This is a genomic window from Superficieibacter electus (genome assembly GCF_002915575.1).
GTDB classification, from domain to species: Bacteria; Pseudomonadota; Gammaproteobacteria; order Enterobacterales; family Enterobacteriaceae; genus Superficieibacter; species Superficieibacter electus.
Window position 1 is genome coordinate 184,990 of the sequence record NZ_PQGD01000007.1, and the last position, 25,745, is coordinate 210,734.

At 52.1% G+C, this 25,745-nt stretch carries 22 protein-coding genes and 8 tRNA genes; 6 read left to right on the forward strand and 24 right to left on the reverse strand.

Annotation, left to right across the window (positions count from 1 at the left end):
• Window positions 1-95 precede the first annotated feature (95 nt).
• The 5 genes from lnt to miaB form a co-directional block, all read right to left on the reverse strand.
• Window positions 96-1,631 (reverse strand): apolipoprotein N-acyltransferase, encoded by a 1,536-nt coding sequence (gene lnt, locus CHU32_RS10590; protein ID WP_103677446.1) that lies wholly within the window; start codon window positions 1,629-1,631, stop codon window positions 96-98.
• A 5-nt stretch (window positions 1,632-1,636) separates the two neighbouring features.
• Entirely contained in the window at window positions 1,637-2,515 is an 879-nt protein-coding gene (corC, locus tag CHU32_RS10595) for a CNNM family magnesium/cobalt transport protein CorC (protein ID WP_103677447.1), read from the reverse strand.
• Between the two features lie 96 nt (window positions 2,516-2,611).
• Window positions 2,612-3,079: an rRNA maturation RNase YbeY gene (ybeY, locus tag CHU32_RS10600; protein WP_103677448.1), complete on the reverse strand. Its 468-nt coding sequence runs from the start codon at window positions 3,077-3,079 to the stop codon at window positions 2,612-2,614.
• Window positions 3,076-4,116 (reverse strand): PhoH family protein, encoded by a 1,041-nt coding sequence (locus tag CHU32_RS10605; protein WP_103677449.1) that lies wholly within the window; start codon window positions 4,114-4,116, stop codon window positions 3,076-3,078. Before CHU32_RS10605 ends, ybeY begins: the two co-directional genes overlap by 4 nt.
• Before the next feature lie 172 nt (window positions 4,117-4,288).
• Window positions 4,289-5,713, reverse strand: coding sequence for a tRNA (N6-isopentenyl adenosine(37)-C2)-methylthiotransferase MiaB (gene miaB / locus CHU32_RS10610; protein ID WP_103750845.1), 1,425 nt, complete (start codon window positions 5,711-5,713; stop codon window positions 4,289-4,291).
• A 144-nt stretch (window positions 5,714-5,857) separates the two neighbouring features.
• Here miaB and ubiF point away from each other — a divergent pair, with 144 nt between their 5' ends.
• On the forward strand, window positions 5,858-7,033 hold the full coding sequence (gene ubiF / locus CHU32_RS10615) for a 3-demethoxyubiquinol 3-hydroxylase (protein ID WP_103677450.1): 1,176 nt from the start codon (window positions 5,858-5,860) through the stop codon (window positions 7,031-7,033).
• Window positions 7,034-7,180: 147 nt separating this feature from the next.
• Here ubiF and CHU32_RS10620 read toward each other — a convergent pair whose 3' ends face one another.
• From CHU32_RS10620 to CHU32_RS10660, 9 genes are all read right to left on the reverse strand, one after another.
• Entirely contained in the window at window positions 7,181-7,762 is a 582-nt protein-coding gene (locus CHU32_RS10620) for a hypothetical protein (protein WP_103677451.1), read from the reverse strand.
• 99 nt (window positions 7,763-7,861) lie between these two features.
• Window positions 7,862-7,936, reverse strand: a tRNA-Gln gene (locus CHU32_RS10625).
• Between the two features lie 69 nt (window positions 7,937-8,005).
• A tRNA-Gln gene (locus tag CHU32_RS10630) sits at window positions 8,006-8,080 on the reverse strand.
• Window positions 8,081-8,149: 69 nt separating this feature from the next.
• Window positions 8,150-8,224, reverse strand: a tRNA-Gln gene (locus CHU32_RS10635).
• 46 nt (window positions 8,225-8,270) lie between these two features.
• Window positions 8,271-8,347, reverse strand: a tRNA-Met gene (locus tag CHU32_RS10640).
• 16 nt (window positions 8,348-8,363) lie between these two features.
• Window positions 8,364-8,438, reverse strand: a tRNA-Gln gene (locus tag CHU32_RS10645).
• 38 nt (window positions 8,439-8,476) lie between these two features.
• A tRNA-Gln gene (locus CHU32_RS10650) sits at window positions 8,477-8,551 on the reverse strand.
• Between the two features lie 23 nt (window positions 8,552-8,574).
• Window positions 8,575-8,659: transfer RNA gene (locus CHU32_RS10655), tRNA-Leu, on the reverse strand.
• Window positions 8,660-8,669: 10 nt separating this feature from the next.
• Window positions 8,670-8,746: transfer RNA gene (locus tag CHU32_RS10660), tRNA-Met, on the reverse strand.
• Between the two features lie 344 nt (window positions 8,747-9,090).
• On the opposite strand from CHU32_RS10660, the gene CHU32_RS10665 reads away from it, so the two are divergent.
• Window positions 9,091-9,531 carry a hypothetical protein gene (locus CHU32_RS10665; protein WP_103677452.1) on the forward strand — a complete coding sequence of 147 codons (441 nt, stop codon included), beginning with the start codon at window positions 9,091-9,093 and terminating at the stop codon, window positions 9,529-9,531.
• Between the two features lie 38 nt (window positions 9,532-9,569).
• Here the strand turns inward: CHU32_RS10665 and asnB are convergent, their stop codons facing one another.
• From asnB to nagB, 5 genes are all read right to left on the reverse strand, one after another.
• Window positions 9,570-11,234 carry an asparagine synthase B gene (gene asnB / locus CHU32_RS10670; RefSeq protein ID WP_103677453.1) on the reverse strand — a complete coding sequence of 555 codons (1,665 nt, stop codon included), beginning with the start codon at window positions 11,232-11,234 and terminating at the stop codon, window positions 9,570-9,572.
• Window positions 11,235-11,468: 234 nt separating this feature from the next.
• Complete coding sequence (locus CHU32_RS10675; protein WP_103677454.1) at window positions 11,469-12,221, reverse strand: HAD-IIA family hydrolase; 753 nt, start codon at window positions 12,219-12,221, stop codon at window positions 11,469-11,471.
• A 43-nt stretch (window positions 12,222-12,264) separates the two neighbouring features.
• Window positions 12,265-13,485 (reverse strand): DNA-binding transcriptional regulator NagC, encoded by a 1,221-nt coding sequence (nagC, locus tag CHU32_RS10680; RefSeq protein ID WP_103677455.1) that lies wholly within the window; start codon window positions 13,483-13,485, stop codon window positions 12,265-12,267.
• A 9-nt stretch (window positions 13,486-13,494) separates the two neighbouring features.
• Entirely contained in the window at window positions 13,495-14,643 is a 1,149-nt protein-coding gene (nagA, locus tag CHU32_RS10685; protein ID WP_103677456.1) for an N-acetylglucosamine-6-phosphate deacetylase, read from the reverse strand.
• A gap of 57 nt (window positions 14,644-14,700) precedes the next feature.
• Window positions 14,701-15,501, reverse strand: coding sequence for a glucosamine-6-phosphate deaminase (gene nagB / locus CHU32_RS10690; protein WP_103677457.1), 801 nt, complete (start codon window positions 15,499-15,501; stop codon window positions 14,701-14,703).
• Between the two features lie 324 nt (window positions 15,502-15,825).
• Between nagB and nagE the strand changes: the two genes are divergently transcribed.
• The 3 genes from nagE to chiP all read left to right on the forward strand — a co-directional run bounded on the left by nagE (window position 15,826) and on the right by chiP (window position 21,570).
• Window positions 15,826-17,778, forward strand: coding sequence for a PTS N-acetyl glucosamine transporter subunit IIABC (gene nagE / locus CHU32_RS10695; RefSeq protein ID WP_103677458.1), 1,953 nt, complete (start codon window positions 15,826-15,828; stop codon window positions 17,776-17,778).
• A gap of 178 nt (window positions 17,779-17,956) precedes the next feature.
• A complete protein-coding gene (gene glnS / locus CHU32_RS10700) occupies window positions 17,957-19,624 on the forward strand; it encodes a glutamine--tRNA ligase (RefSeq protein WP_103677459.1) in 1,668 nt (555 codons plus the stop codon).
• A gap of 539 nt (window positions 19,625-20,163) precedes the next feature.
• Window positions 20,164-21,570: a chitoporin ChiP gene (gene chiP / locus CHU32_RS10705; RefSeq protein ID WP_103677460.1), complete on the forward strand. Its 1,407-nt coding sequence runs from the start codon at window positions 20,164-20,166 to the stop codon at window positions 21,568-21,570.
• 46 nt (window positions 21,571-21,616) lie between these two features.
• Here the strand turns inward: chiP and CHU32_RS10710 are convergent, their stop codons facing one another.
• The 5 genes from CHU32_RS10710 to ybfF form a co-directional block, all read right to left on the reverse strand.
• Window positions 21,617-22,228, reverse strand: coding sequence for a helix-turn-helix domain-containing protein (locus CHU32_RS10710; RefSeq protein ID WP_103677461.1), 612 nt, complete (start codon window positions 22,226-22,228; stop codon window positions 21,617-21,619).
• 159 nt (window positions 22,229-22,387) lie between these two features.
• The gene (gene fur / locus CHU32_RS10715; protein ID WP_103677462.1) at window positions 22,388-22,840 is read right to left on the reverse strand and encodes a ferric iron uptake transcriptional regulator; all 453 of its coding nucleotides are present in this window, start codon (window positions 22,838-22,840) and stop codon (window positions 22,388-22,390) included.
• A 290-nt stretch (window positions 22,841-23,130) separates the two neighbouring features.
• The gene (gene fldA / locus CHU32_RS10720) at window positions 23,131-23,661 is read right to left on the reverse strand and encodes a flavodoxin FldA (RefSeq protein ID WP_176691689.1); all 531 of its coding nucleotides are present in this window, start codon (window positions 23,659-23,661) and stop codon (window positions 23,131-23,133) included.
• A gap of 150 nt (window positions 23,662-23,811) precedes the next feature.
• The gene (gene ybfE, locus CHU32_RS10725) at window positions 23,812-24,105 is read right to left on the reverse strand and encodes a LexA regulated protein (protein ID WP_103677464.1); all 294 of its coding nucleotides are present in this window, start codon (window positions 24,103-24,105) and stop codon (window positions 23,812-23,814) included.
• A 126-nt stretch (window positions 24,106-24,231) separates the two neighbouring features.
• Entirely contained in the window at window positions 24,232-25,008 is a 777-nt protein-coding gene (gene ybfF / locus CHU32_RS10735) for an esterase (protein WP_103677466.1), read from the reverse strand.
• Window positions 25,009-25,189: 181 nt separating this feature from the next.
• On the opposite strand from ybfF, the gene seqA reads away from it, so the two are divergent.
• A complete protein-coding gene (gene seqA / locus CHU32_RS10740; protein WP_103677467.1) occupies window positions 25,190-25,732 on the forward strand; it encodes a replication initiation negative regulator SeqA in 543 nt (180 codons plus the stop codon).
• Window positions 25,733-25,745 lie beyond the last annotated feature (13 nt).

Consider the following 25,745-nt stretch of genomic DNA (forward strand, 5'->3'; position numbering starts at 1 on the left):
AATATGACCGTTCTAACGTTTTCCGCACCGATTGACCGAAGAATAAAAAAATCCCCCACCTGAGCCTGGCGGGGGAAGAGGATCATCAGGAAATATTAGCGACGCTTACGAAGACTCATTACCAACGCACCAAAACCGAACAGGGCGGTCATGATCCACAGCGGCCAGTTGCCGGTACGGGCATAAGGCGTCAGGCCGGTGGTTGGCGTTACAGTAGTAGTTAGTACCTGGCGGGTAAATTGCGGGATCATCGCCTGAACGTCGCCGTCAGCGCCAATCACCGCCGTGATACCGTTGTTGGTACTGCGCAGCAGCGGACGCGCCAGTTCCAGCGCACGCATCCGCGCCATCTGGAAATGCTGCCACGGACCGATGGACTTACCAAACCACGCGTCGTTGGATATGGTCAGCAGGAAATCATTTTCGGCACGGAAGTTATCGCGTACCTGCTCGCCAAGGATGATTTCATAGCAGATGGCTGCCGTCAGCTTATAGCCGTCTACTAACAGCGGAGGCTGGACGTAGGGTCCACGGCTGAAGGATGACATCGGCAGGTCAAAGAACGGTGCCAGCGGGCGCAGGATGGTTTCCAGCGGCACAAATTCGCCAAACGGCACCAGATGGTTTTTATTGTAGCGATCGGCGGAATTATAGCTGTACGGCGATCCCTTACCCAGCGTGATAATGGTGTTGTAGGTATCGTAGCGGTTTTGCTTATTCAGCCGCGCGTCAACGATGCCGGTGATAAGCGAACTGCCTTTCTCGCGCAGCATACTGTCCATTTCACCCAGCAACGGTTGCTGATTAATCTCCAGATCGGTGATGGCAGATTCCGGCCAGATTATCAGCGAGGATTTGCCCATCAGCGGCTTTGTGGCATCGATGTAAATTTTCAGCGTAGCAAGAAGCTGACCTTCATCCCATTTCAGCGACTGCGGGATATTGCCCTGCACCAGCGAAACCTGAGTCGTCTTTTCCGGCTCCGGTTGGTACCACTGGATATAGCGTAGCGGGAACGGCAGGGCAAACAGTACCAGCGCCGCCACCAGCGGTCGCCAGCTGCGCGCCACGGCGGCCAGCACCAGCAGGCCGCTGATCATCATCAGCAGGAAGTTGATGGTTTCAACGCCCGCCACCGGGGCGAGGCCCTTCAGCGGGCCGTCAATCTGACTGTAGCCGAACTGGAGCCAGGGAAAGCCGGTCAATACCCAGCCGCGCAGGAATTCGCTAATCTGCCAGATCGCGGGTGCAGCAATGGCAACGCGTATCCAGTCGGTTTTCGGCCATAGCCGCGCCAGAATACCGCCAAACAGACCGGTATAAAGCGACATGTAGGCTGCCAGCAGCACCACCAGGAAGACGTTTACCGGTCCGGGCATGCCGCCAAATTGCGCGATGCTGACGTACACCCAGTTAATGCCGGTACCAAACAGGCCAAAGCCCCAGAAGAAGCCAATGGCCGCCGCCTGTAACGGACGGCGATTGAGCGTCAGTCCCTGAAGCCCCACCAGCGAAACCAGGGCTGCAGGCCAGATGTCATAAGGAGAAAAAGCCAGCGTTCCGCTGGCTCCCAAAAGTAACGCCAGCAGCAGGCGCACGCGCTGGCGTTCAAACAGTGAGGCAAATGCCATTTACATTACTCGTCCAGTTTAGGTTGCGCGGAGTCTTCCGGTAATTTGACGTGAACCTGAATAATTCGGCGGCTGTCGGCCATCGCGACCTTGAACTGGTAGCCATCGATGTCGATGGTTTCGCCGCGTGCGGGAAGATGACCAAATGCCTGCATCACCAGACCGCCAATGGTATCCACTTCATCATCGCTGAAATGCGTGCCAAAGGTTTCGTTAAAATCTTCAATGGAAGCCAGCGCACGTAAGGTCCAGGTATGACGGCTCAACTGACGGAAGTCGATATCCTCTTCTTCGTCATATTCGTCTTCAATTTCGCCAACGATCAGTTCGAGAATGTCTTCAATGGTCACCAGACCCGAGACGCCGCCAAACTCGTCGATGACGATGGCCATATGATAACGCTGAGAACGGAACTCCTTGAGCATCCGGTCAACGCGTTTGCTCTCAGGGACAACCACCGCCTGACGTAACACTTTTTCCATGCTAAAGGCTTCGGCATCGCTACGCATAAACGGCAGCAGATCTTTCGCCATCAGAATCCCTTCGACGTGATCTTTATCTTCGCTGATGACCGGGAAACGCGAGTGGGCGGATTCGATGATCACATCGAGGCATTCGTCCAGGCTTTGATTGCGTTTCAGGGTAACCATCTGCGAGCGGGGGATCATGATATCGCGAACACGCTGGTCGGCAATATCCATTACCCCTTCGAGCATGTCGCGCGTATCTTCATCGATAAGCTCGTTCTGCCCGGAATCACGGATCAGCGCCAGCAGTTCATCCCGGTTTTTCGGTTCGCCGTGAAAGAGCTGGCTTAATAACAGGGAGAAAAATCCCTTCTTACTCGTTATTGTGTCACTACTGTGTGAATTGTCGTCGCTCATGGCGTCGTATGGGTTCTCATGTTAATAAAATAATCCCCCAGCGCGCAGCCTCAGCGCCGGGTGTGATGCCTGTACGCCAGTGAACTGGCGCGCAGGTTACTCCTTCTCGGCAATGTACGGGTCCTCGTAGCCCAGAGCAAGCATTATCTCTGTTTCGAGCGACTCCATCTCTTCTGCTTCATCGTCTTCAATATGATCGTAACCCAGCAGATGCAAACTGCCGTGAATGACCATATGCGCCCAGTGGGCCTCCAGCGGTTTCTGTTGCTCTTTAGCTTCCTGTTCAACCACCTGGCGGCAGATGATTAAATCGCCCAGCAACGGCATCTCAATGCCCGGCGGTGCTTCAAAAGGAAAAGAGAGTACATTCGTGGATTTATCCTTGCCGCGATAGGTCAGATTCAGCTCGTGGCTTTCTGCCTCATCCACCAGCCGGATCGTCACTTCTGATTCTTCCTGAAACTGGGGAATAACGGCATCCAGCCATGTCTGAAACTGGCTTTCTTCCGGCAGGCCGGCGTTGTTTTCGCAGGCCAGTTGAAGGTCGAGGATAACCGCACTCATTTTTGCTCCTGCGCGTCGCGCTTACGTTCTTCGGCCAGTTCTGCACGTCGTTTTTGATCGGCTTCTTCCCAGGCTTCATAGGCGGTAACGATGCGGGCAACAACCGGGTGACGCACCACGTCTTCGCTGTGGAAAAAGTTAAAGCTGATTTCTTCGACATTTGCCAGCACTTCAATAGCATGGCGCAGACCGGATTTGGTGCTGCGTGGCAGGTCGACCTGGGTGATGTCACCGGTGATCACCGCTTTGGAGTTAAAGCCAATACGGGTCAGGAACATTTTCATCTGCTCGATGGTGGTGTTCTGGCTCTCATCCAGAATGATGAAGGCATCGTTCAGGGTACGACCGCGCATGTAGGCCAGCGGTGCCACTTCAATCACGTTACGCTCCATCAGCTTCTCGACTTTTTCGAAGCCGAGCATTTCAAACAGGGCGTCGTACAGCGGGCGCAGGTACGGGTCGACCTTCTGGCTGAGATCGCCGGGCAGGAAGCCCAGTTTTTCTCCGGCTTCTACCGCCGGACGAGTCAGCAAAATACGGCGGATTTCCTGGCGCTCAAGGGCATCCACCGCTGCGGCCACCGCCAGATACGTTTTACCCGTCCCGGCAGGACCTATGCCAAAGGTAATGTCGTGGTCAAGAATATTGGCGATGTACTGGGCCTGATTCGGCGTCCGCGGTTTGATCACCCCGCGTTTGGTCTTGATATGAATCGCTTTACCGTATTCCGGCACGCTCTCGGCGCTCTGCTCCAGCACCCGCGCTTCTTTAATCGCGAGGTGGATCTGCTCCGGTTCGATATCCTGGATTTGCCCGCGCATCGGCGCGGTGTCAACGTACAGCGTGCGCAGGATATCGGCAGCGGCATTGACGCAAATAGGGCGACCCGTAAGGGTAAAGTGGTAATCGTGACGGTTGATTTCGATGCCTAACCGGCGCTCCAGATGTTTGATGTTGTCATCAAACGGTCCGCACAAACTTAGCAGACGGGCATTATCGGCAGGTTCAAGGGTAATTTCACGAGATTCTGTATTCAAACTGTTCCTCTTTTACCGTGTAGCCGGATCGCGAGTCAAAGGCAGGGATCGGCAGAATGGAGTGAGTGTTAAGCAAATTATTCACGCAACAGAAAAAGGCGCAAGCAATGGAGTCAATATGGGGGACGAGAAAGGGGAAAACAAGGCCTGCCGATAAGGCAGGCCGGGGAGATTATGGCTGATACATACCGACGCCAATCTCGTTTTCTTTACGGGTACGGGCAATCACCGATGCCGGGGATTCATTAATGCGCAGACCCATCTCATCTTCAGTGCGCACCAGCTTGCCGCGCAGGGAGTTCGGATAGACGTCGGTAATTTCAACATCCACGAACTTACCGATCATCTCCGGCGACCCTTCGAAGTTCACCACACGGTTATTTTCGGTACGGCCCGATAGCTCCATAATGCTTTTGCGCGAGGTGCCTTCAACCAGAATACGCTGGGTGGTGCCGAGCATCCGGCGGCTCCAGGCCATCGCCTGTTGGTTAATACGCTCTTGCAGAATATATAAACGCTGTTTCTTTTCTTCTTCCGGAACGTCATCGACCATATCGGCGGCTGGGGTACCCGGACGGGCAGAGAAAATAAAGCTGTAGCTCATATCAAAATTAACATCGGCAATCAGCTTCATGGTCTTTTCAAAATCGTCGGTAGTTTCACCGGGGAAGCCGACGATAAAGTCAGAACTGACCTGAATATCCGGACGCGCGGCACGCAGTTTGCGGATAATCGCTTTGTACTCCAGCGCGGTATGGGTGCGGCTCATCAGGTTCAATACGCGGTCGGAACCGCTTTGTACCGGCAGGTGCAGGAAGCTGACCAGTTCCGGCGTGTCGCGATACACCTCAATGATGTCATCGGTAAATTCAATCGGATGGCTGGTGGTGAAGCGCACGCGGTCAATACCGTCAATGGCGGCGACCAGACGCAGCAGCTCAGCGAACGAGCCAGTGGTCCCGTCATAGTTCTCACCCCGCCAGGCGTTAACGTTCTGGCCAAGCAGGTTGACTTCACGCACGCCCTGCGCCGCAAGCTGGGCGATTTCAAACAGAATGTCGTCGCACGGACGGCTGACTTCTTCACCACGAGTATACGGCACCACACAGTACGTACAGTATTTGTTGCAGCCTTCCATAATCGAAACGAACGCGGTCGGGCCGTCGGCGCGCGGTTCAGGCAGACGGTCGAATTTTTCGATTTCCGGGAAGCTGATGTCGACCACCGGGCTGCGATCGCCGCGCACGGCGTTGATCATTTCCGGCAGGCGATGCAGGGTCTGCGGGCCAAAAATAATATCGACATAATTGGCGCGCTGACGAATATGATCGCCTTCCTGAGATGCGACGCAGCCGCCAACACCGATGATCAGGTCCGGATTTTTTTCCTTTAATAATCTCCAGCGACCTAACTGATGGAAGACCTTCTCCTGCGCCTTCTCACGAATCGAGCAGGTATTCAGCAGCAGAACATCTGCCTCTTCCGCGACCTCGGTGAGTTGGTAGCCATGCGTGGCATCCAGCAGATCGGCCATCTTCGATGAATCGTATTCGTTCATCTGACAGCCCCAGGTTTTAATGTGGAGTTTTTTTGTCATCGACTTGCTCTTGCGAAATAGGACCAGGAATGCAGGGCGCGTATTGTAATGCTTTGGCGCGGTTGTGACCATAGTTCATCTTCCGGCCAAATAAAAGTGAAAATCCTGTAAACTTAAAGGATTCTCTCAAAAGGACGGGTGACCATGAAAAATCAAGCGGGTGAAGTGGCGGTGATCGGCGGTGGAATGGTCGGTGGCGCGCTGGCGCTGGGACTGGCACAGCACGGTTTTACCGTGACGGTGATTGAGTGCGCCGCGCCGCCCGCGTTTGATGCTGGTGCGCAACCTGACGTGCGTATTTCAGCCATCAGCGCCGCCTCGGTTTCACTGCTCCAAAGCCTTGGCGTCTGGGATGCGGTGCAAAAGATGCGCGCCCATCCGTATCGTCGGCTTGAAACCTGGGAATGGCAGAGCGCGCATGTTGTCTTTGATGCCGCCGAGCTTAAGCTGCCGTATCTGGGTTATATGGTCGAAAATAATGTGCTCCAGTCAGCGCTCTGGCAGGCGCTGGAGGCGCATCCGCAGGTATCATTGCGCGTGCCTGCCAGTGTGAAATCACTGCGGCATGATGGCGAAAGGCAGGTGCTGGAGCTGGATGACGGCGATACGCTGACGGTGAAGCTGGTGGTGGGCGCAGACGGCGCAAATTCGCAGGTGCGGCAGATGGCGGGTATTGGCATTCATGCGTGGCACTATCAGCAGGCGTGTATGTTGATTTCCGTCGAGTGCGAAAACGCGCCGGGCGACAGCACCTGGCAGCATTTTACCCCCGCCGGTCCGCGTGCGTTTCTGCCGCTATTTGATAACCGGGCGTCGCTGGTGTGGTATGACACGCCTGCACGCATCCGTCAGCTTAGCACGCTGAGCATGCCGCAGCTTGCACGCGAAATCACGCAGCATTTCCCGGCACGGCTGGGTGACGTTACGCCGGTTGCCGCAGGCGCGTTTCCGCTGACCCGCCGCCACGCGCTGAAATACGTACTGCCAGGTCTCGCGCTGGTGGGCGATGCGGCGCATACCATTCATCCGCTGGCGGGGCAGGGCGTCAATCTTGGCTATCGTGACGTGGATGCGCTGCTGGATGTGCTGGCAGGCGCGCGCAGTTATGGTGAAGACTGGGCCAGTCATCCGGTGCTGAAGCGCTACCAGCGGCGGCGGATGGCGGATAATTTCATCATGCAGTCCGGGATGGATCTGTTTTGCGCCGGTTTCAGTAACGATCTCGGGCCGCTGCGCGTGCTGCGCAATGTCGGTTTAATGGCAGCCCAGCGGGCAGGCGTGCTGAAGCGTCAGGCGCTGAAGTATGCTCTGGGGTTGTGAACGTGAAGCCTGTATGCGGCCACGGGTGACGATTTGCCTGGCGGCGCTGCGCTTGCACAGGCCTATGATGATTGCCTAATCTATTGATATATAACATGTTGTAGGCCGGGTAAGCGAAGCGCCACCCGGCACAGTTGACGCTCAGGCTTAAAGCCAGTTAAACATCGGCTCTCGTCCCCGTTTCGTTAATATAAACCCCTGATACCAGATACTGCCCGTGCTGGTGGTCAACGTCTCGCTTTCCCAGCGGTTATTGATTAGCCGGGCTAACAACCACAAATTCTTGCCCATTACATACAGCAAGCCTGATAAAACGATACACGCTAACGCCAGCGGAACCGGCTCGTTTTTTGGGTACAGAAATTCATGAGCAAGAATGCCCATCCCTGTCAGCACCATCATGATCTTGCCGACAACGCAGCGAATAAAAAATTGCCGTAGCCGGTTAACTGAATAAAAACACGGGTTTTTAAGCACCGCGCGCTGCTCCTGCGCCGGAAAGCCATGAATATAAACCATCCACTGCGTATTCTCAGTTAACGTCAGCGCACTGCCGATCTCATTAAGCCGGTGCAGGCGCATTGATACCCCGATTGGAAAGAGTAATGCGGACAGAATGAAATAACAGAAAGGCGCGGACAGACCGTAAAAAATGAGGCCGAGGAAAACCACGAACAACAGCAGGTAGCTGACGCGGGTGAAAAAGGGGGAGAGGAGCGAGTAGTTCATCACAACGTCCTTATTGTGTAGCTATAAATGCATTACAGCATCATGCGGTTCCACGATTTTATAAAACAAAAAAGCCCGCCGAAGCGAGCTTTTTTGAATTGGCTGGGGTACGAGGATTCGAACCTCGGAATGCCGGAATCAGAATCCGGTGCCTTACCGCTTGGCGATACCCCAATGGTCTGGTACTGCGTTGCCGGATGCGACTCCAGCAAGTGCGTTCAATACGATGAACGTCTTTAAAATTGGCTGGGGTACGAGGATTCGAACCTCGGAATGCCGGAATCAGAATCCGGTGCCTTACCGCTTGGCGATACCCCAATGGTCTGGTACTGCGTTGCCGGATGCGACTCCAGCAAGTGCGTTCAATACGATGAACGTCTTTAAAATTGGCTGGGGTACGAGGATTCGAACCTCGGAATGCCGGAATCAGAATCCGGTGCCTTACCGCTTGGCGATACCCCAACAAATTGTTCGGAAATAACAGGCTTAATCTGCTACATCCTGTAATTGGTGGCTACGACGGGATTCGAACCTGTGACCCCATCATTATGAGTGATGTGCTCTAACCAACTGAGCTACGTAGCCATTTTTCTCTTTTGACTGGCTGGGGTACCTGGATTCGAACCAGGGAATGCCGGTATCAAAAACCGGTGCCTTACCGCTTGGCGATACCCCAATGCCTGTAGCGGCAAACCCGCATATGTCAAAAAAGTATGGCTGGGGTACCTGGATTCGAACCAGGGAATGCCGGTATCAAAAACCGGTGCCTTACCGCTTGGCGATACCCCATCCGTGCAACGCTTACGGGTGAATGGTGCGGGAGGCGAGACTTGAACTCGCACACCTTGCGGCGCCAGAACCTAAATCTGGTGCGTCTACCAATTTCGCCACTCCCGCAAAAAAAAGATGGTGGCTACGACGGGATTCGAACCTGTGACCCCATCATTATGAGTGATGTGCTCTAACCAACTGAGCTACGTAGCCCTCTTTTTTCACTCTACCTTATCGGCGTTGCGGGGCGCATTATGCGTATTGGGCCCTGAAGCGTCAACACCTTTTTCACTGAAAGTGGCCCGAAAGTGACTGTCTGGTTAGGTTGCGAACAGCGTGATGGATTATTCAGCAATAATTGATGGCTTCAGGTTTTTATCTACGGCATGAAGTTGTTATTTCAACTAAAGAATAAAATTCGGAATTCAACAATGGTGCTATGAAATTACGCTGTGAAATACTCATGCTGCCAAATTTGTCAGGGGAGCCATGCTCTCCCTCCAGGTTTGGCATAACTCATAGGGGAAACCCTATCGCTACATTATTGAGGGAATAGTATGTTGCGCGTGATGACAGTTTTTTTAGGTGTTTTTTTTCTGATGCAGTCTGCGTTTGCTGAAACGGTGCGGCCTGAAATTGGTAAGTATGTACAGGGGTATCAGGGACAGGAGGGCGCTATCGTATGGTTAATGCGCATTGGCCCGCGGGCGGCAAACGAAGCGTTAGTGCAGATTTCGCATGTTGATAACGACGTCGATGGCCGGATTTTCCGCTGCAAAGTTCAAATGGTACGCGACGGCGAGAAAAGCTATACCACAGAAATTAACGGTAAGTCGTTTGAACTGCTGCGCATGAAAGATGGCAATGGCAATCTTTATATGCCAGACGAGCCATCTTCCTGGTGGATTAACTATAACGACGATTTATCCAAAAGCGATGTCGCAAACCCCGACCATTTCCTGACGGCATATCTGGAGCAGGATGCAAAAAAACAGTAATAAAAAGCCCCGGCGTTGGCCGGGGCGGTCGTCTGCAATTATTTATACGCAGACTGGTGTACACCTACCGCACGGCCTGACGGATCGTTCATGGTTTTGAACGCTTCATCCCATTCAATCGCTTTTGCTGATGAACAGGCCACGGATGGTCCGCCAGGCACGCATTCTGCGGCACTCGGGACCGGAAACAGCTCTTCAAAGATTTCACGATACAAATACGCTTCTTTTGACGACGGCGTGTTGTACGGGAAGCGGAAACTGGCGGTTTCCAGTTGTTGATCGGAGACCTGTTTTGCGGCCACTTCTTTGAGTGTATCGATCCAGCTGTAACCGACGCCGTCAGAGAACTGCTCTTTCTGACGCCATGCTACGCTTGCCGGCAGGTAGGATTCGAAACATTCGCGCAGGATATGTTTTTCCATTTTGCCATTGCCGCACATTTTGTCCTGCGGGTTGATCCGCATAGCCACGTCAAGGAATTTTTTATCGAGGAACGGCACGCGCGCTTCCACGCCCCAGGCTGACATCGCCTTGTTAGCGCGGGCACAGTCGAACATGTGCAGAGCCTGAAGCTTACGTACGGTCTCTTCATGTAGTTCTTTGGCATCTGGCGCTTTATGGAAATACAGGTAGCCACCAAACACCTCATCGGAACCTTCACCAGACAGCACCATTTTAATGCCCATCGCTTTAATTTTGCGCGACATCAGGTACATCGGCGTTGATGCCCGGATGGTGGTAACGTCATAGGTCTCAATGTGGTAAATCACATCACGAATGGCGTCCAGACCTTCCTGGACGGTGAAGTGAATCTCATGATGGACGGTGCCAAGATGATTCGCCACTTCCTGCGCAGCTTTCAGATCGGGCGCACCTTCCAGGCCGACGGCAAAAGAGTGCAGCTGTGGCCACCAGGCTTCGGAGCGCTCCTGATCTTCCACCCGGCGGGCGGCAAATTTTTTGGTGATGGCGGAGATTACTGACGAGTCCAGACCGCCCGAGAGCAGAACGCCATACGGCACATCAGACATCAGGTGGCTTTTGACGGATTCTTCCAGCGCCTGGCGCAGGGCGTTTTTGTCTGTCACATTGTCTTTCACCGCCTCGTAGCTGAACCAGTCACGATGATAATACGGACGAATTTCACCGTCCTGGCTCCACAGGTAGCTGCCAGCCGGGAACTCTTTAATGGTCCGGCACACCGGCACCAGCGCTTTCATTTCGGAGGCGATATACAGGTTGCCGTGCTCGTCGTGGCCCATATACAGCGGGATGATACCGATATGGTCGCGGCCAATCAGATATGCGTCTTTTTCGCTGTCGTAAAGGACGAAAGCGAACATCCCCTGTAACTCATCCAGGAATTCCGGACCTTTTTCCTGATACAGCGCGAGAATGACTTCACAGTCGGAGCCGGTCTGGAAGTGATAGCGATCGCCATATTCCGCACGCAGTGCCTGATGGTTGTAGATTTCACCGTTAACGGCCAGCGCGTGGGTTTTTTTATCGTTATAGAGTGGCTGGGCACCGGCATTGACGTCGACAATAGACAGACGTTCATGCGCCAGAATGGCGTTGTCGCTTGCGTAAACGCCGGACCAGTCCGGGCCACGATGGCGCATCAGACGTGATAACTCCAGCGCTTTTTTACGCAGCTCAGCCGCGTCAGTTTTAATATCCAGTACGCCAAAAATAGAACACATAACCTTCTCCGTTAACCCTGTGATGTTGCTTGTTAATGAAAATGCCGCAATGTCAGGGCGTAGGCAAGTGTTTTGGTTGTGCAATCACAAAAAATTCAATAGTGATTAATGAATAATGAAAAAGTGGTGCCTTGAGCATAGATATATTGACGAATATGCAATTTTAAAGCATTTTCATTGAATGGTGTAATTATGGGATTAAACAAAAAACCACGTCCGTAGACGTGGCCTTTTTCAGAAAACATCAATTTCAGCGACGGAGGGGTATATCCAGGAAGGCCGGAACGGCATGCTGTCTATATCATCAAGCGTCGAGACGCCAGAAAGCACCAGAATGGTTTCCAGTCCGGCCTGAAAACCGGCCAGAATATCGGTGCGCAGATTATCGCCGACAATTACTGTCTGTTCAGAATGCGCCTGCATTGTGTTCAGTGCCGCACGGATGATCCATGGGCTTGGTTTACCCACACAAAACGGTTTACGTCCGGAGATTTTCTCAATGCCCGCGCATAGCGCGCCGCAGGCCGGATAAAAGCCACGACCGTGAGTATCCGGATTTGTGGCGATAAACCGCGCGCCGTTCGCCACAAAGAAAGCAGCCTTGTGCATCATTTCCCAGTTGTAGGAGCGGGTCTCGCCGACAATAACAAAGTCCGGATTGACGTCAGTTATGGTAAAACCCGCTTTGTACAACTCATGAATTAACGCGCCTTCCCCAACCACATACGCTTTTTTACCTTCCTGTTTACGCAGAAAGTCGGCTGTTGCCATAGCAGAGGTATAGAAAACACTGTCGGGTACGTTGATGCCAGCAGTCGCGAAACGATTAGCCAGATCCTGTCCGGTCTGCGAAGGATAGTTGGTCAGCAGCACCAGCGGCAGGCCCTTTTCCAGAATGCGGGTGACAAATTCCGCAGCGCCCGGTACGGCAACGTTATCGTGCATCAGCACGCCGTCAATATCACAAATGATGTTCTGAATGGTCATGGAAAACCCGGTTCTAAAAATGAGGCCACACTATAAGATGACGTTAACTTTCCAGCAAACGTTGCAGTAAAATTCCGTTTAGCATGGCGCGTTTGACCAGCGCAAAAGCGCCAATCGCGGAGCGGTGATCCAGCGTCGAACGTACCACTGGCAGGTTTTCACGAAAGGCCTGAAGTGCCTGAGCGTTGATGCAGCTTTCGATAGCGGGTAAAAGAATTTTTTCTGCTTCAACAATTTCTCCGGCAATCACCACTTTTTGCGGATTAAAAAGGTTGATGGCGATGGCGATGGTCTTACCAAGGTGACGTCCTACCTGTTCAATCACATCACTGGCGAGCGGATCGCCCTTGTTAGCCGCTTTACAGATCGCTTTAATATTACAGTCATCTGGTTTTACCCGGCTCGGATGGCCCTTCTCCAGCAATTTACGGACGCGTTGTTCAATAGCGGCATTCGCCGCAACGGTTTCAAGACAGCCAAAATTACCGCAGTGACAGCGCTCGCCCAGCGGATCAACCTGAATATGGCCAATCTCACCAACATTACCATTGCGGCCGATGAAAATACGACCATTGGAAATGATCCCTGCGCCGGTCCCGCGGTGGACGCGCACCAGAATTGAATCCTCACAGTCCTGACTGGCCCCGAAGTAGTGTTCCGCCAGCGCCAGGCTGCGGATATCGTGACCGACAAAGCAAGTGACGTTGAAGCGTTTTTCCAGCGCCTCTACCAGCGGCCAATTTTCAACCTGAATATGCGGCATATAACGAATTACGCCGCTTTGCGGATCAACCAATCCCGGCAGAATCACCGAAATGGCAATCAGCTCGCGGATTTTACGCTGGCAGGCATCAATAAAATGGGCAATGGTATTGAGCAGCGCATGCTCCAGCGTCTGCTGGGTGCGTTCTGGCAGCGGGTAGTGCTCCTCTGCCAGCACTTTACTGCTGAGATCGTACAGGGTAAGGGTGGTATCGTAGCGGCCCAGTCGCACGCCGATGGCGTGAAAGTGGCGGGTCTCTGTGACGATAGAGATAGCCCGGCGGCCGCCCGTTGAGGCTTGTTGATCCACTTCTTTGATCAACCCGCGCTCAATAAGCTGACGGGTGATTTTTGTCACGCTGGCCGGTGCGAGCTGGCTCTGCTCGGCAATCTGAATGCGTGAGATAGGCCCGTGCTGATCAATCAGGCGGTAGACAGCCGCACCGTTGAGCTGTTTAACGAGATCAACATTACCAATCTGAGCTTGTCCGCCTGATGTCATACTTTCTCTTTACCCGTTGACGACCTCGTTACCATTAACGATGGTCTTGATAATCTTATAATCGCGCGTGAAAGCGGTCAGGTTGGCGACCATTCCCGGTGCAATACTGCCCAACTGCTTATCTACGCCAATCGCCCGTGCCGGATAAAGGGTTGCCATCCGCAGCGCTTCATCCAGAGCGAGGTTCACGTGTTCAACCAGATTGCGAACGCCCTCAATCATGGTCAGCGACGAGCCGCTCAGCGTGCCGTTTTCGTCCACGCACAGTCCATTACGGTAGTATATTGTTTTACCAGCAAAAATGAACTGATCAATATCTGCCCCGGCAGGAGCCGTTGCGTCTGTTACCAGACAAAGTTTATCGCCTTTCAGGCGTTTAGCGTTACGAATATTCACATAATCAACGTGAAGTCCGTCAGCAATAATGCCACACCAGATATCCGGCTCGTCAAAAATAGCGCCAATCAGACCCGGCTCGCGGCCGCTGATGTAGGGCATGGCGTTATACAGATGGGTCGCGAAGGTGATACCGGCACGAAAACCTCTTTTTGCCTCTTTAACCGTGGCATTCGAGTGCCCGGCGGAAACGACGATGCCCGCGGCTGCCAGTTTTGTTATTATCTCAGGCGCAACCTGCTCTGGCGCAAGGGTGAGTTTGGTGATGACATCAGCGTTTTCGCACAGGAAATCGACCAGCTTGTCATCCGGCGTGCGGACAAACTGCGGGTTATGGGTGCCTTTTTTGACGATGTTTAACCACGGTCCTTCCAGATGCAGGCCCAGCGCCTGGTGCGGGTGTTTTGCCAGGTACTCACGCATCACGCGCACGCCCTGTTTCATCAGATCGTCACTGGTAGTGATGAGCGTTGGCAGATAGCTGGTGCAGCCGGATTTTTCATTCGCACGCTGCATGATTTCCAGCGTCTCAACGCTGACTGCCTCGGCAGTATCATTGAACTGCACGCCGCCGCAGCCATTTAACTGGACATCAATAAAACCGGGGGAGACGATGGCCCCGTGTAGCGAGCGCTGCTCAATATCAGCGGGCAGCTCTGCCAGCGGACAAAGCCGTTCGATAAGCCCATTGGCGATAACGATCGCATGGTCATCAAGGATTTCGTGACCGGTATAAATCCGGCCGTGGGTTAATGCATACATTTTGACCCCCGGTGGCAAAAATAACCGTCCTGCATACTGACTCAGGACGGTAGGATATTACAGACCTTTGATATTTTCAGCTTCTAACTCGTTGAAGTATTTCAGCGTTTTTACTTTTAGTTCCATGGTGGAAGGTTCGTCACACACCACAATGGCTTTAGGATGTAACTGCAGACAGCTAATGGTCCACATGTGGTTAACATTACCTTCAACCGCCGCTTGCAGCGCCTGCGCTTTTACGCCGCCCAGCACCAGGATCATCACTTCTTCAGCATCCAGCAGCGTGCCAACGCCGACGGTCAGGGCATATTTTGGCACCTGATTAACGTCATTATCAAAGAAACGAGAGTTTGCCACACGGGTGTCATGGGTCAGCGTTTTAATACGGGTGCGCGATGCCAGCGAGGAAGCCGGTTCGTTAAAGGCGATATGTCCGTCATTGCCTACGCCGCCCATAAACAGGTGGATTTTACCGTAGGAACGAATTTTATCTTCATAGCGGCGGCATTCTGCGTCAATATCTGGCGCGTTACCATTCAGCAGGTTGATGTTTTCAGCCGGGATATCAACGTGATCGAAAAAGTTATGGTGCATAAAGCTGTAATAGCTTTCCGGATGTTCTTTCGGCAGGCCAACGTATTCATCCATGTTGAAGGTCACGACATGTTTGAAACTCACTTCGCCTGCTTTATGCATCTCAACCAGCGCTTTATAGGCGGTCAGCGGAGTACCACCCGTCGGCAGACCAAGAATGAATGGACGATCCGCGGTCGGTTTAAAAGCATTGATGCGGTTTACGATATGGCGTGCTGCCCATTTTCCGACCTGCTCTGCAGTTGCCAGTGGAATCAGTCTCATTGTTCACCTCTAAGTATAAGAAAAAAGTGTGCAGATTGAGCGTCTGTGCAGTGATAAGAGTAATGCACTTTGCCACTGACCGGGATAAATCTGCCTTGATTTTTTGAATGATAAAATAAGTTTTATTGCATGGCCAGCATTATGCCGTGTTGCAAACGATATTTGGTGATTAAAATCACAAAAAATACGGATTTAATTTGCGATACGAATTAATTTTGCAGAGAATCATAATTCATATGAATGAAATCGATGATCGTAGCATCTGTCTCACAATAAAAAGGCTGTCTTAAACGAGCCTTATCAGGGTTACTCAGGGGGAATGACATGAACGTTTTAGGCTTTTTTCAGCGGCTGGGCAGGGCGTTACAGCTGCCTATCGCTGTACTACCGGTTGCAGCGCTCTTATTGCGATTCGGGCAACCCGATCTGCTGAATGTGCCGTTCATCGCGCAGGCGGGTGGCGCGATTTTTGATAACCTGGCGCTAATTTTTGCTATCGGTGTCGCATCCAGCTGGTCGAAAGACAGTGCGGGTGCGGCTGCACTGGCAGGTGCGGTAGGATATTTTGTGCTGACCAAAGCAATGGTCACGATTAACCCGGAAATTAATATGGGCGTGCTGGCCGGTATTATCACCGGTCTGGTGGGGGGCGCAGTGTACAACCGCTGGGCGGATATCAAGCTTCCTGACTTCCTGAGTTTCTTTGGTGGCAAGCGATTTGTGCCGATTGCTACCGGTTTCTTCTGCCTGATCCTGGCCGCGATTTTCGGCTACGTCTGGCCACCGGTGCAACACGCGATTCATTCTGGTGGCGAATGGATTGTCTCAGCGGGTGCGCTGGGTTCCGGTATTTTCGGCTTTATTAACCGTCTGCTGATCCCAACCGGGCTGCATCAGGTACTTAATACCATCGCCTGGTTCCAGATCGGTGAATTCACTAATGCCGCAGGCGTGGTCTTCCATGGCGATATTAACCGCTTCTATGCCGGTGACGGCACTGCCGGGATGTTTATGTCCGGCTTCTTCCCAATCATGATGTTCGGTTTGCCGGGTGCTGCGCTGGCGATGTACTTTGCCGCGCCGAAAGCCCGTCGTCCGATGGTGGGTGGGATGCTGCTGTCAGTGGCTATCACCGCCTTCCTGACCGGCGTGACCGAGCCGCTGGAATTCCTGTTCATGTTCCTCGCGCCGCTGCTCTATCTCCTGCACGCGCTGTTGACCGGGATCAGTCTGTTTGTGGCGACCGCCCTGAACATTCACGCCGGGTTCTCCTTCTCCGCCGGTGCCATCGACTATGCGTTGATGTATAACCTGCCGGCCGCCAGCAGCAACGTCTGGATGCTGGTGGTGATGGGGCTGATTTTCTTCGCAATCTACTTTGTGGTCTTCAGCTTTGTGATCCGCATGTTCAACCTGAAAACGCCGGGCCGTGAAGATGAGGAAGCAGACATCGTTAAAGAAGAGGCTAACAGCAATACCGAAGAGGGGCTGACTCAACTGGCCACCAACTATGTTGCTGCCGTCGGTGGAACCGATAACCTGAAAGCTATTGATGCCTGTATTACCCGTCTGCGTCTGACTGTTGCCGATGCTGCGCTGGTGAACGATGCCATGTGCAAACGTCTGGGTGCCTCTGGCGTGGTGAAACTGAATAAACAGACCATTCAGGTCATTGTGGGCGCGAAAGCGGAATCGATTGGTGACGTCATGAAACGCGTGGTGGCGCGCGGTCCGGTCCCGGCAGCCTCGACGACTAGCGCGCCAACGGCGGTTGCACCCGCTGCGGCAAAACCGCAGGCCAGGTTGAATAACAGCGTGATCGCCGCACTGGTATCGCCTGTCACCGGTGAGATTGTGGCGCTGGATGCGGTGCCTGATGAAGCCTTCGCCAGCAAAGCGGTAGGGGACGGTGTGGCGGTGAAACCGACGGAAAAAACCGTGGTTGCTCCGGCGGCAGGTACCATCGTTAAGATCTTCAATACCAACCATGCTTTCTGTCTGGAGACCGAAAACGGCGCGGAAATCGTGGTACACATGGGGATCGATACTGTGGCGCTCAATGGCCAGGGCTTCACGCGGCTGGTGGAAGAGGGGGCGAAAGTGGTGGCGGGTCAGCCGGTGCTTGAGCTGGATCTGGACTTCCTCAATGCTAACGCCCGCTCGATGATAAGCCCGGTGGTGTGCAGCAACAGCGATGATTTTAGTGCGCTGGTGGTTCAGGCGACGGGGCATGTGGTAGCCGGTCAAACGCCACTTTACGAGATCAGAAGTAAATAATTACAGCCACTTCTGTGATGACTACCGCGGCGGGGGATTGACCTCCGCTGCTTTTTTTGCCGTTAAATTCTGCAGAATTCTCCTCCTGTGCGTAATTTCCGTAACTAATGGTTGTCTCCGGGACTGGCTTATAAGATCATACGCCGTTATCTGTTGTTTACGCTTTGAGGAACCCACGATGAGTGAGGCAGAAGCCCGCCCGACTAACTTTATTCGCCAGATCATTGATGAAGATTTGGCCAGTGGTAAGCATACTACCGTTCATACCCGTTTCCCGCCGGAGCCAAACGGCTACCTGCACATTGGGCATGCAAAATCGATTTGCCTGAATTTTGGCATCGCTCAGGATTACCAGGGACAGTGTAACCTGCGTTTTGATGACACCAACCCGGCAAAAGAAGACATCGAATACGTAGAGTCGATTAAAAATGACGTGCAGTGGTTAGGCTTTCACTGGTCGGGCGACATCTGCTATTCCTCGAACTATTTTGACCAGCTCCATCAGTATGCTATTGAGCTGATTAACAAAGGTCTGGCCTATGTCGATGAGCTTTCGCCGGACGAAATCCGCGAATATCGCGGCACGCTGAAAGCGCCCGGCACCAATAGCCCGTATCGCGATCGCAGCGTAGAAGAGAACCTCGCGCTGTTTGAAAAAATGCGCAGCGGCGGTTTTGAAGAAGGTAAAGCTTGTCTGCGTGCCAAAATCGATATGGCCTCGCCGTTTATCGTCATGCGCGATCCGGTTATCTACCGCATTAAATTTGCCGATCATCACCAGACCGGCAGCAAGTGGTGCATCTATCCGATGTACGACTTTACTCACTGCATCAGCGATGCGCTGGAAGGCATTACCCATTCGCTGTGTACCCTTGAGTTCCAGGACAACCGTCGTTTATACGACTGGGTGCTGGATAACATCACGATCCCCGTTCACCCGCGTCAGTACGAATTCTCGCGTCTGAATCTGGAATACACCGTGATGTCCAAGCGTAAGCTGAATCTGCTGGTGACTGACAAGCACGTGGAAGGCTGGGACGATCCGCGTATGCCGACCATCTCCGGTCTGCGTCGTCGCGGCTATACTGCCGCTTCCATTCGTGAGTTCTGTAAGCGCATCGGCGTGACTAAACAGGACAACACCATTGAAATGGCCTCGCTGGAATCCTGCATTCGTGAAGATCTGAATGAAAACGCGCCGCGTGCGATGGCGGTGATCGATCCGGTGAAACTGGTCATCGAAAACTACCCGCAGGGCGAAAGCGAAATGGTTACTATGCCTAACCATCCGAACAAACCGGAAATGGGGACTCGTGACGTCCCGTTTAGCGGTGAGATCTGGATCGATCGCGCGGACTTCCGTGAAGAAGCTAATAAGCAATATAAGCGTCTGGTGCTGGGTAAAGAAGTTCGCCTGCGTAATGCTTATGTCATCAAGGCAGAACGTGTAGAAAAAGATGCGGAAGGTAACATCACTACCATCATTTGTTCTTATGACGCTGACACGCTGAGCAAAGATCCGGCTGATGGCCGTAAGGTGAAAGGGGTGATCCACTGGGTAAGCGCCACGCACGCGCTACCGGTTGAAATTCGTCTGTATGACCGTCTGTTCAGCGTGCCTAACCCGGGCGCTGCGGACGATTTCCTGACGGTTATCAACCCGGAATCGCTGGTTATCCGGCAGGGCTTTGCCGAGCCTTCTCTGAAGAATGCCATGGCGGGTAACGCGTTCCAGTTTGAGAGGGAAGGGTACTTCTGCCTGGACAGCCGCTACGCTAGCGCGGAAAAGCCAGTGTTTAACCGCACCGTTGGCTTACGTGATACCTGGGCTAAAATCGGCGAGTAATCCGGATGGCTGGCTGTAAAGCGTCGCGTCGTGGAATGATGCCTGGCGGCGCTTCGCTTGCACAGATCTTCGATACGGATGTCATATGTTGATGTATCTGTATTTAGCAGCCGGGTAAGCGCAGCGCCACCCGATTAACAAGCCAACATAGCCCACTCACGCCGCGTAATGCGGCGTTTTTTTATCCGTTAACCAGGCCAGACGATGCAGTAGAATCTATTCGCGTCGCGAATTAATTACTGGGTTTCTGCCGTTACGCATAAACTTCATTAATAACAATCATATAAATAACTTATTGTTTTGACATCAATCATTGCGTAAATCAGTGCGCTTCCACCCTTTTTAAAGTGTTACAAAATAAGATGAATTATGTGCGCTTTATCATAGTCCTGTATTTTCCCCGCTAAAAAAGATTGATAATTCGCGACGCGAAAAATATTCTACCTTCCAGTATCCGGTCACATTTTTAGCTGGCTACTTTTTAATTTTATTTTTATCGCCGCGTAAGTCGGCGTTTTTAAAGTCAAAGAGGATCACCCATGCGTACGTTCAGTGGCAAACGTAGTACGCTGGCGCTGGCTATTGCCGGCGTCACCGCAATGTCTGGCTTTATGGCTTCTCCGCAGGCCAAAGCTGAAGGTTTTTTCGACGATTCAACCCTAACCGGTGGTATCTATTACTGGCAGCGTGAACGTGACCGTAAAGATGTGACCGAAGATGATAAATACAAAGTTAACCTTTCCCATGCCACCTGGAACGCCAACCTAGATTTCCAGTCCGGCTACGCTGCCGATATGTTCGGCCTCGATATTGCCGCCTTTACAGCCATCGAAATGGCTGAAAACGGTGATAGCGCACACCCGAACGAAATTGCGTTTTCGAAAAGTAACAAAGCCTATGATGAAGACTGGTCCGGCGATAAAAGCGGAATAAGTCTGTATAAGGCGGCGGCAAAATTCAAATATGGCCCGGCCTGGGCGCGGGCAGGCTATATTCAGCCGACCGGACAAACGCTACTGGCTCCGCACTGGAGCTTTATGCCTGGTACTTACCAGGGCGCTGAAGCCGGAGCGAATTTCGACTATGGCGATGCCGGCGCGCTCAGTTTTTCGTATATGTGGACCAACGAATACAAATCCCCATGGCATCTGGAGATGGATCATTTCTATCAGAATGACCAGAAGACCAATGTCGATTACCTGCATTCTATCGGCGCAAAATACGATTTTAAAAATAACTTCGTACTGGAAGCCGCTTTCGGACAGGCTGAGGGCTATATTGATCAGTACTTTGCTAAAGCCAGCTATCAATTCGACGTAGCGGGTGGGCCTCTTACCACCAGTTATCAGTTCTACGGAACGCGCGACAAAGTTGACGATCATGGTACCAACGATATTTACGATGGTACGGCCTGGTTGCAGGCGCTGACGTTCGGCTATAAGGCCGCTGAGGTAGTTGATTTGCGCCTGGAAGGTACCTGGGTAAAAGCAGATGGCCAGCAGGGATATTTCCTGCAACGTATGACGCCGACCTATGCGTCATCTAACGGGCGGCTTGATATCTGGTGGGATAACCGTTCTGACTTTAATGCCAACGGCGAAAAAGCCGTCTTTTTTGGTGCAATGTACGATTTAAAGAACTGGGATCTGCCCGGCTGGAACGTGGGCGCTTCTTATGTTTACGCCTGGGATGCGAAGCCATCAACCTGGCAGCTTAACCCGGATGCTTACTACGATAAAGACAGAACGATTGAAGAGTCCTCTTACAGCCTTGATGCGGTGTACACCCTTCAGGATGGCCGGGCTAAAGGGACCATGTTCAAGCTTCACTTCACCGAATATGACAACCATTCCGATATTCCAAGCTACTCGGGCGGATACGGTAATATCTTCCAGGACGAGCGCGATGTGAAATTTATGGTCATCGCGCCATTTACTATCTTTTGATGTTGGCAATGATGACTATGCCCGGCAGCACGTGTTGCCGGGCTTTTTAATGGATATCAGGAAGAAAATTGATGCGGCCGAGCTTGCCTTTCACAACCTCAATCGCCTTTTGTTGACGTAATAACGCCATTGATTTCATCACCATACTGCGTGACAGCTTCGTCGATTTCACTACAAAATCAGCCACATTAGTGTTATCCCTGATGAGCGGTTCTGACTGGTCAAGCAGATGTATTGCACCCTGAACGCAGACCTGGCTGCTGTGACCCAATAGCAACTCTTCTCGCTGATATTGCCATGTGATGTGCTCCAGCAAGAGGGTATACACGTCGTGGTATGCCTGCTGATCGGCAATCTTATTAAAAAAATCTTCATTACTGACAAGTTGATAATGGCAATCGCCATTTGCCCGGATGGTGATAAATTGGCCGATCGTACCAGGTAATATCAGGCCGACGATGCATGGCGCTAACGCTCTGGTCACCAGCAACTCATCACGGCGTCGTAGCAACGAATAATCTCCAGAGTAAAGCAGACAAACGGTATCCGCCTGGAATGTCAGATGGTTACGCCGCATCAAAAGGCGCTTATCAATGTCATTATCAAAAATAGCCAGAATATGGGCTAATGCCGTCTGGGGAGCGGGGAGTTGCAACATGACGCGATCCTTGTCAATTTACTGGCAAAATGACGCCATCTGAGACGGCTTGGGCAGGGTAATGTTAGCAGGCAAAAAAAAGAAAAATATTGATGAATTCTGAATATCAGAGAAGAGGAAAAAATAAAAAGCCAGCCTGAAAGGCTGGCTTCGGTATGGCTACTTACTTACGCCTTCGTGAGCGTTTTCATCTTCACGGCAGTCGCCTTCAGCGCAATGGCCATAGAGATAAAGACTATGGTTGGTAAGACGAATACCGTGTTTTGCAGCAATTTCACGCTGGCGGGACTCGATAGAATCATCACTGAACTCAATGACTTTACCGCAATCGAGGCAAATCAGGTGATCGTGATGATGTTGTTGAGTCAGTTCGAAAACGGACTTTCCACCCTCAAAATTATGCCGGGTCACAATACCCGCATCGTCAAACTGGTTCAGTACGCGGTAAACAGTGGCAAGGCCAATTTCTTCGCCCATGTCAATGAGGCGTTTGTATAAGTCTTCCGCGCTGACATGATGATTGTCAGGTCCCTGAAGCACTTCCAGGATTTTCAACCGGGGAAGCGTGACTTTCAGGCCTGCTTTCTTTAATGCGGTATTGTTGTCAGTCATGCGGAATCTGTCCTGTCGCTATAAGATTCACTCCCCTCAGGGAAGTATTTAGAGAGAGTGCATCGGTCATAATGCCTCTCATTATAGAACTGCCGTGCCTGAATGAAAACTGCAAGTATCAGACAAAGTTAGCGTTTAAAACGAGGTGGAAGGCGCAAAGCACCAGCCGACCTCGTTAAATCAGTGGCTATTGTACAGATATGTACTGAAAAGTTAAAAAATTGTAGCAATTATTTTGATTGCTTATACCTATCAATAGGACGCAACCATTAGGTTACGTCATCGAGGCATCAGGCATTGATAATATCGTTCAGGTGCAGCTCTTCAGAAACCTGTTTTACCCACTGCTCCACGCGTTCTGCAGTCAGCTCCGGCTGGCGATCTTCATCGATGGCCAGACCGACGAAATGATCGTCATCGACCAGACCTTTGGAGGCTTCAAAATGATAACCGGCTGTCGGCCAGTGGCCGACAATCGTTGCGCCGCGCGGCTCAATGATATCGCGAATGGTGCCCAGGGCATCGCAGAAATACTCTGCGTAATCTTCCTGGTCGCCACAACCAAACAACGCTACCAGCTTACCATTAAAGTCTACCTCTTCCAGCGTCGGGAAGAAGTCGTCCCAGTCACATTGTGCTTCACCGTAGTACCAGGTGGGAATGCCCAGCAGCAGAATATCGTAGCCAGCGAGATCCTCTTTGCTGCTTTTAGCAATGTCATGGACATCGGCGACATCCTTGCCTAGCTGCTTTTGAATCATCTTCGCGATATTTTCGGTATTACCGGTATCACTGCCGAAAAAGATGCCTGTGATTGCCATGAGTAAAATAACCTCTTGATACTTATTGATATGGTGGTGGCGTATTGCACACGGATAAGGGCAATGATAGCAGAACAGAGAAGTACGCGGAAATAGCAATCATGCCCGACTGCACTCTGTGCTACATGAAAAGGGTGTTCAGGCTATTTTTTAGACAGTGCCTTGTCCGCGTAACTGCGCAAGCTGGTTCAACAAGATTTCTTCAATAAGCTCGCTGCGGCTGATCTGGCGAGCATCCGCCAGTTCATTTAGTGCGTCCACCGCGTCAGCATTGAGTTTCAGTTCAACACGCTTCAGGCCGCGTACTTTGTCACGTTTCAACTGATTACGCTTATTGATGCGTAACTGTTCATCACGCGCAAGGGGATTGGTTTTCGGTCTTCCCGGGCGACGCTCATTCGCGAACAGATCTAATGTCGTACGGTCCGTTTGTTCTTTTGCCATGATTAAGAGTGACTTCGGGAGAAACAAGCAGCCGGGCTATTGCCCGGTTGGGTAGCGCGCCATCATACATCAGTGCAGGGAGCACGCCAACGTCCACAGGCAATCTGGCGCGCAGACGTTGTATTTTTAATCAGCGGAGCGTTCCGCCAGGTAACGACGGATGGCACGCAGTACCGCTTCTGGCTTTTCGGCATGAACCCAGTGTCCCGCTCCGGCAATGACATGCGCCTTCGCCTGCGGGAACTGCGCCAGCAGCGGTTCACGGTATGCTTCGGTGACATAAGGCGAATTGCCGCCAGGAATAAACAGTGCCGGATGCGTCCATGCCGGAACGGTGTCCCAGCCGACAATGTGCCAGTATTGCTCCCACAGCACTGGCACGTTGAAACGCCATTCGCCGTCAACAAAAGACTTCAGCAAAAACTGAATCACGCCTTCTTCATTAAGATGAGTGCGCATCACCGTGGCCGCCTGTTGGCGAGTGCTGCAGCCAGCATCGGTCACGGCGTTGATCGCGCTAAAAATTTCATCGTGGCGACGTATTGCATAATCTACCGGGGCAATATCTATCGCCACCAGGCCATCAATACGTTCTGCCGCCAGCGCCGTCAGGGCCATCACCGCCTTACCGCCCATCGAATGACCAATAAAGGTGGCTTTTTCAATTCCCTGTTCATCCAGGGTATCCAGCAGATCCTGCGCCATCGCCGGATACGTCATTTCCGGCGAGCGGGGCGAGAGACCATGGTTGCGCATATCGACCTGGAGAATATCGTAATCGCTCACCAGGTCGCGGGCGAGAACACCCAGATTATCCAGGCTGCCAAACAGCCCGTGGACGAGAACAATAGGCGATGATGCAGACGAATGTTGTGCAGATTGCGTGCGGGTGTTTAATTTCATGGTAAAGATCTTTTTTTCACTCAGGCAGGTTAAGGTATTATGGTGAACATTCTGCCGCCCGGCTGCAAGCTTTCAGAAGTTTCCGGACTTTTGCGGTCATCCAGGCTTGACGCTATCCGCAGTTGAGATTTGCCCTTATAATCTCAATAACTTGTACTCAAAAATATCGTACTGGATCAAGATGAAAACGATCGAAGTTGATGACGAGCTCTATCGCTATATTGCCAGCCATACTCAACACATTGGTGAGAGCGCGTCCGACATTTTACGGCGCATACTGAAATTTTCTGCCGCATCACAGCCTGTCTCTCCGGTAAATAAAGAGGCGAGTGTACCTGCTCCCGTGGTCGAGAAAAAACCGGTTAATACCCCTAAAGATAACGTTCGCGCGGTACGTGAATTGCTGTTGTCTGACGAATACGCAGAACAACGTAAGGCGGTAAACCGCTTCATGTTAATCCTGTCTACACTCTATTCACTGGACAACGCCGCGTTTGCCGAAGCGACTGAGTCGCTACATGGGCGCACCCGCGTTTACTTTGCGGCTGACGAACAAACGCTGTTACAAAACGGTAATCAGACGAAACCGAAACAGGTGCCGAATACCCCTTACTGGGTGATTACCAATACCAATACAGGTCGTAAATGCGGCATGGTTGAACATATCATGCAATCAATGCAGTTCCCGACGGAGCTGATTGAAAAGGTTTGCGGCACTATTTAACCCTTGCATCAGA

Excerpts from the sequence above, each read along its gene's own strand:
- CHU32_RS10620 (WP_103677451.1), bottom strand. The coding sequence starts at position 7,762 with ATGAACTACTCGCTCCTCTCCCCCTTTTTCACCCGCGTCAGCTACCTG.
- fldA (WP_176691689.1), bottom strand. The coding sequence starts at position 23,661 with ATGGCAATCACAGGCATCTTTTTCGGCAGTGATACCGGTAATACCGAA.
- nagC (WP_103677455.1), bottom strand. The coding sequence starts at position 13,485 with ATGACATCAGGCGGACAAGCTCAGATTGGTAATGTTGATCTCGTTAAA.
- lnt (WP_103677446.1), bottom strand. The coding sequence starts at position 1,631 with ATGGCATTTGCCTCACTGTTTGAACGCCAGCGCGTGCGCCTGCTGCTG.
- nagB (WP_103677457.1), bottom strand. The coding sequence starts at position 15,501 with ATGAGACTGATTCCACTGGCAACTGCAGAGCAGGTCGGAAAATGGGCA.
- CHU32_RS10665 (WP_103677452.1), top strand. The coding sequence starts at position 9,091 with ATGTTGCGCGTGATGACAGTTTTTTTAGGTGTTTTTTTTCTGATGCAG.
- chiP (WP_103677460.1), top strand. The coding sequence starts at position 20,164 with ATGCGTACGTTCAGTGGCAAACGTAGTACGCTGGCGCTGGCTATTGCC.
- ybfF (WP_103677466.1), bottom strand. The coding sequence starts at position 25,008 with ATGAAATTAAACACCCGCACGCAATCTGCACAACATTCGTCTGCATCA.
- CHU32_RS10710 (WP_103677461.1), bottom strand. The coding sequence starts at position 22,228 with ATGTTGCAACTCCCCGCTCCCCAGACGGCATTAGCCCATATTCTGGCT.
- ubiF (WP_103677450.1), top strand. The coding sequence starts at position 5,858 with ATGAAAAATCAAGCGGGTGAAGTGGCGGTGATCGGCGGTGGAATGGTC.
- nagE (WP_103677458.1), top strand. The coding sequence starts at position 15,826 with ATGAACGTTTTAGGCTTTTTTCAGCGGCTGGGCAGGGCGTTACAGCTG.
- nagA (WP_103677456.1), bottom strand. The coding sequence starts at position 14,643 with ATGTATGCATTAACCCACGGCCGGATTTATACCGGTCACGAAATCCTT.
- CHU32_RS10675 (WP_103677454.1), bottom strand. The coding sequence starts at position 12,221 with ATGACCATTCAGAACATCATTTGTGATATTGACGGCGTGCTGATGCAC.
- fur (WP_103677462.1), bottom strand. The coding sequence starts at position 22,840 with ATGACTGACAACAATACCGCATTAAAGAAAGCAGGCCTGAAAGTCACG.
- ybeY (WP_103677448.1), bottom strand. The coding sequence starts at position 3,079 with ATGAGTGCGGTTATCCTCGACCTTCAACTGGCCTGCGAAAACAACGCC.
- corC (WP_103677447.1), bottom strand. The coding sequence starts at position 2,515 with ATGAGCGACGACAATTCACACAGTAGTGACACAATAACGAGTAAGAAG.
- seqA (WP_103677467.1), top strand. The coding sequence starts at position 25,190 with ATGAAAACGATCGAAGTTGATGACGAGCTCTATCGCTATATTGCCAGC.
- asnB (WP_103677453.1), bottom strand. The coding sequence starts at position 11,234 with ATGTGTTCTATTTTTGGCGTACTGGATATTAAAACTGACGCGGCTGAG.
- miaB (WP_103750845.1), bottom strand. The coding sequence starts at position 5,713 with ATGACAAAAAAACTCCACATTAAAACCTGGGGCTGTCAGATGAACGAA.
- glnS (WP_103677459.1), top strand. The coding sequence starts at position 17,957 with ATGAGTGAGGCAGAAGCCCGCCCGACTAACTTTATTCGCCAGATCATT.
- ybfE (WP_103677464.1), bottom strand. The coding sequence starts at position 24,105 with ATGGCAAAAGAACAAACGGACCGTACGACATTAGATCTGTTCGCGAAT.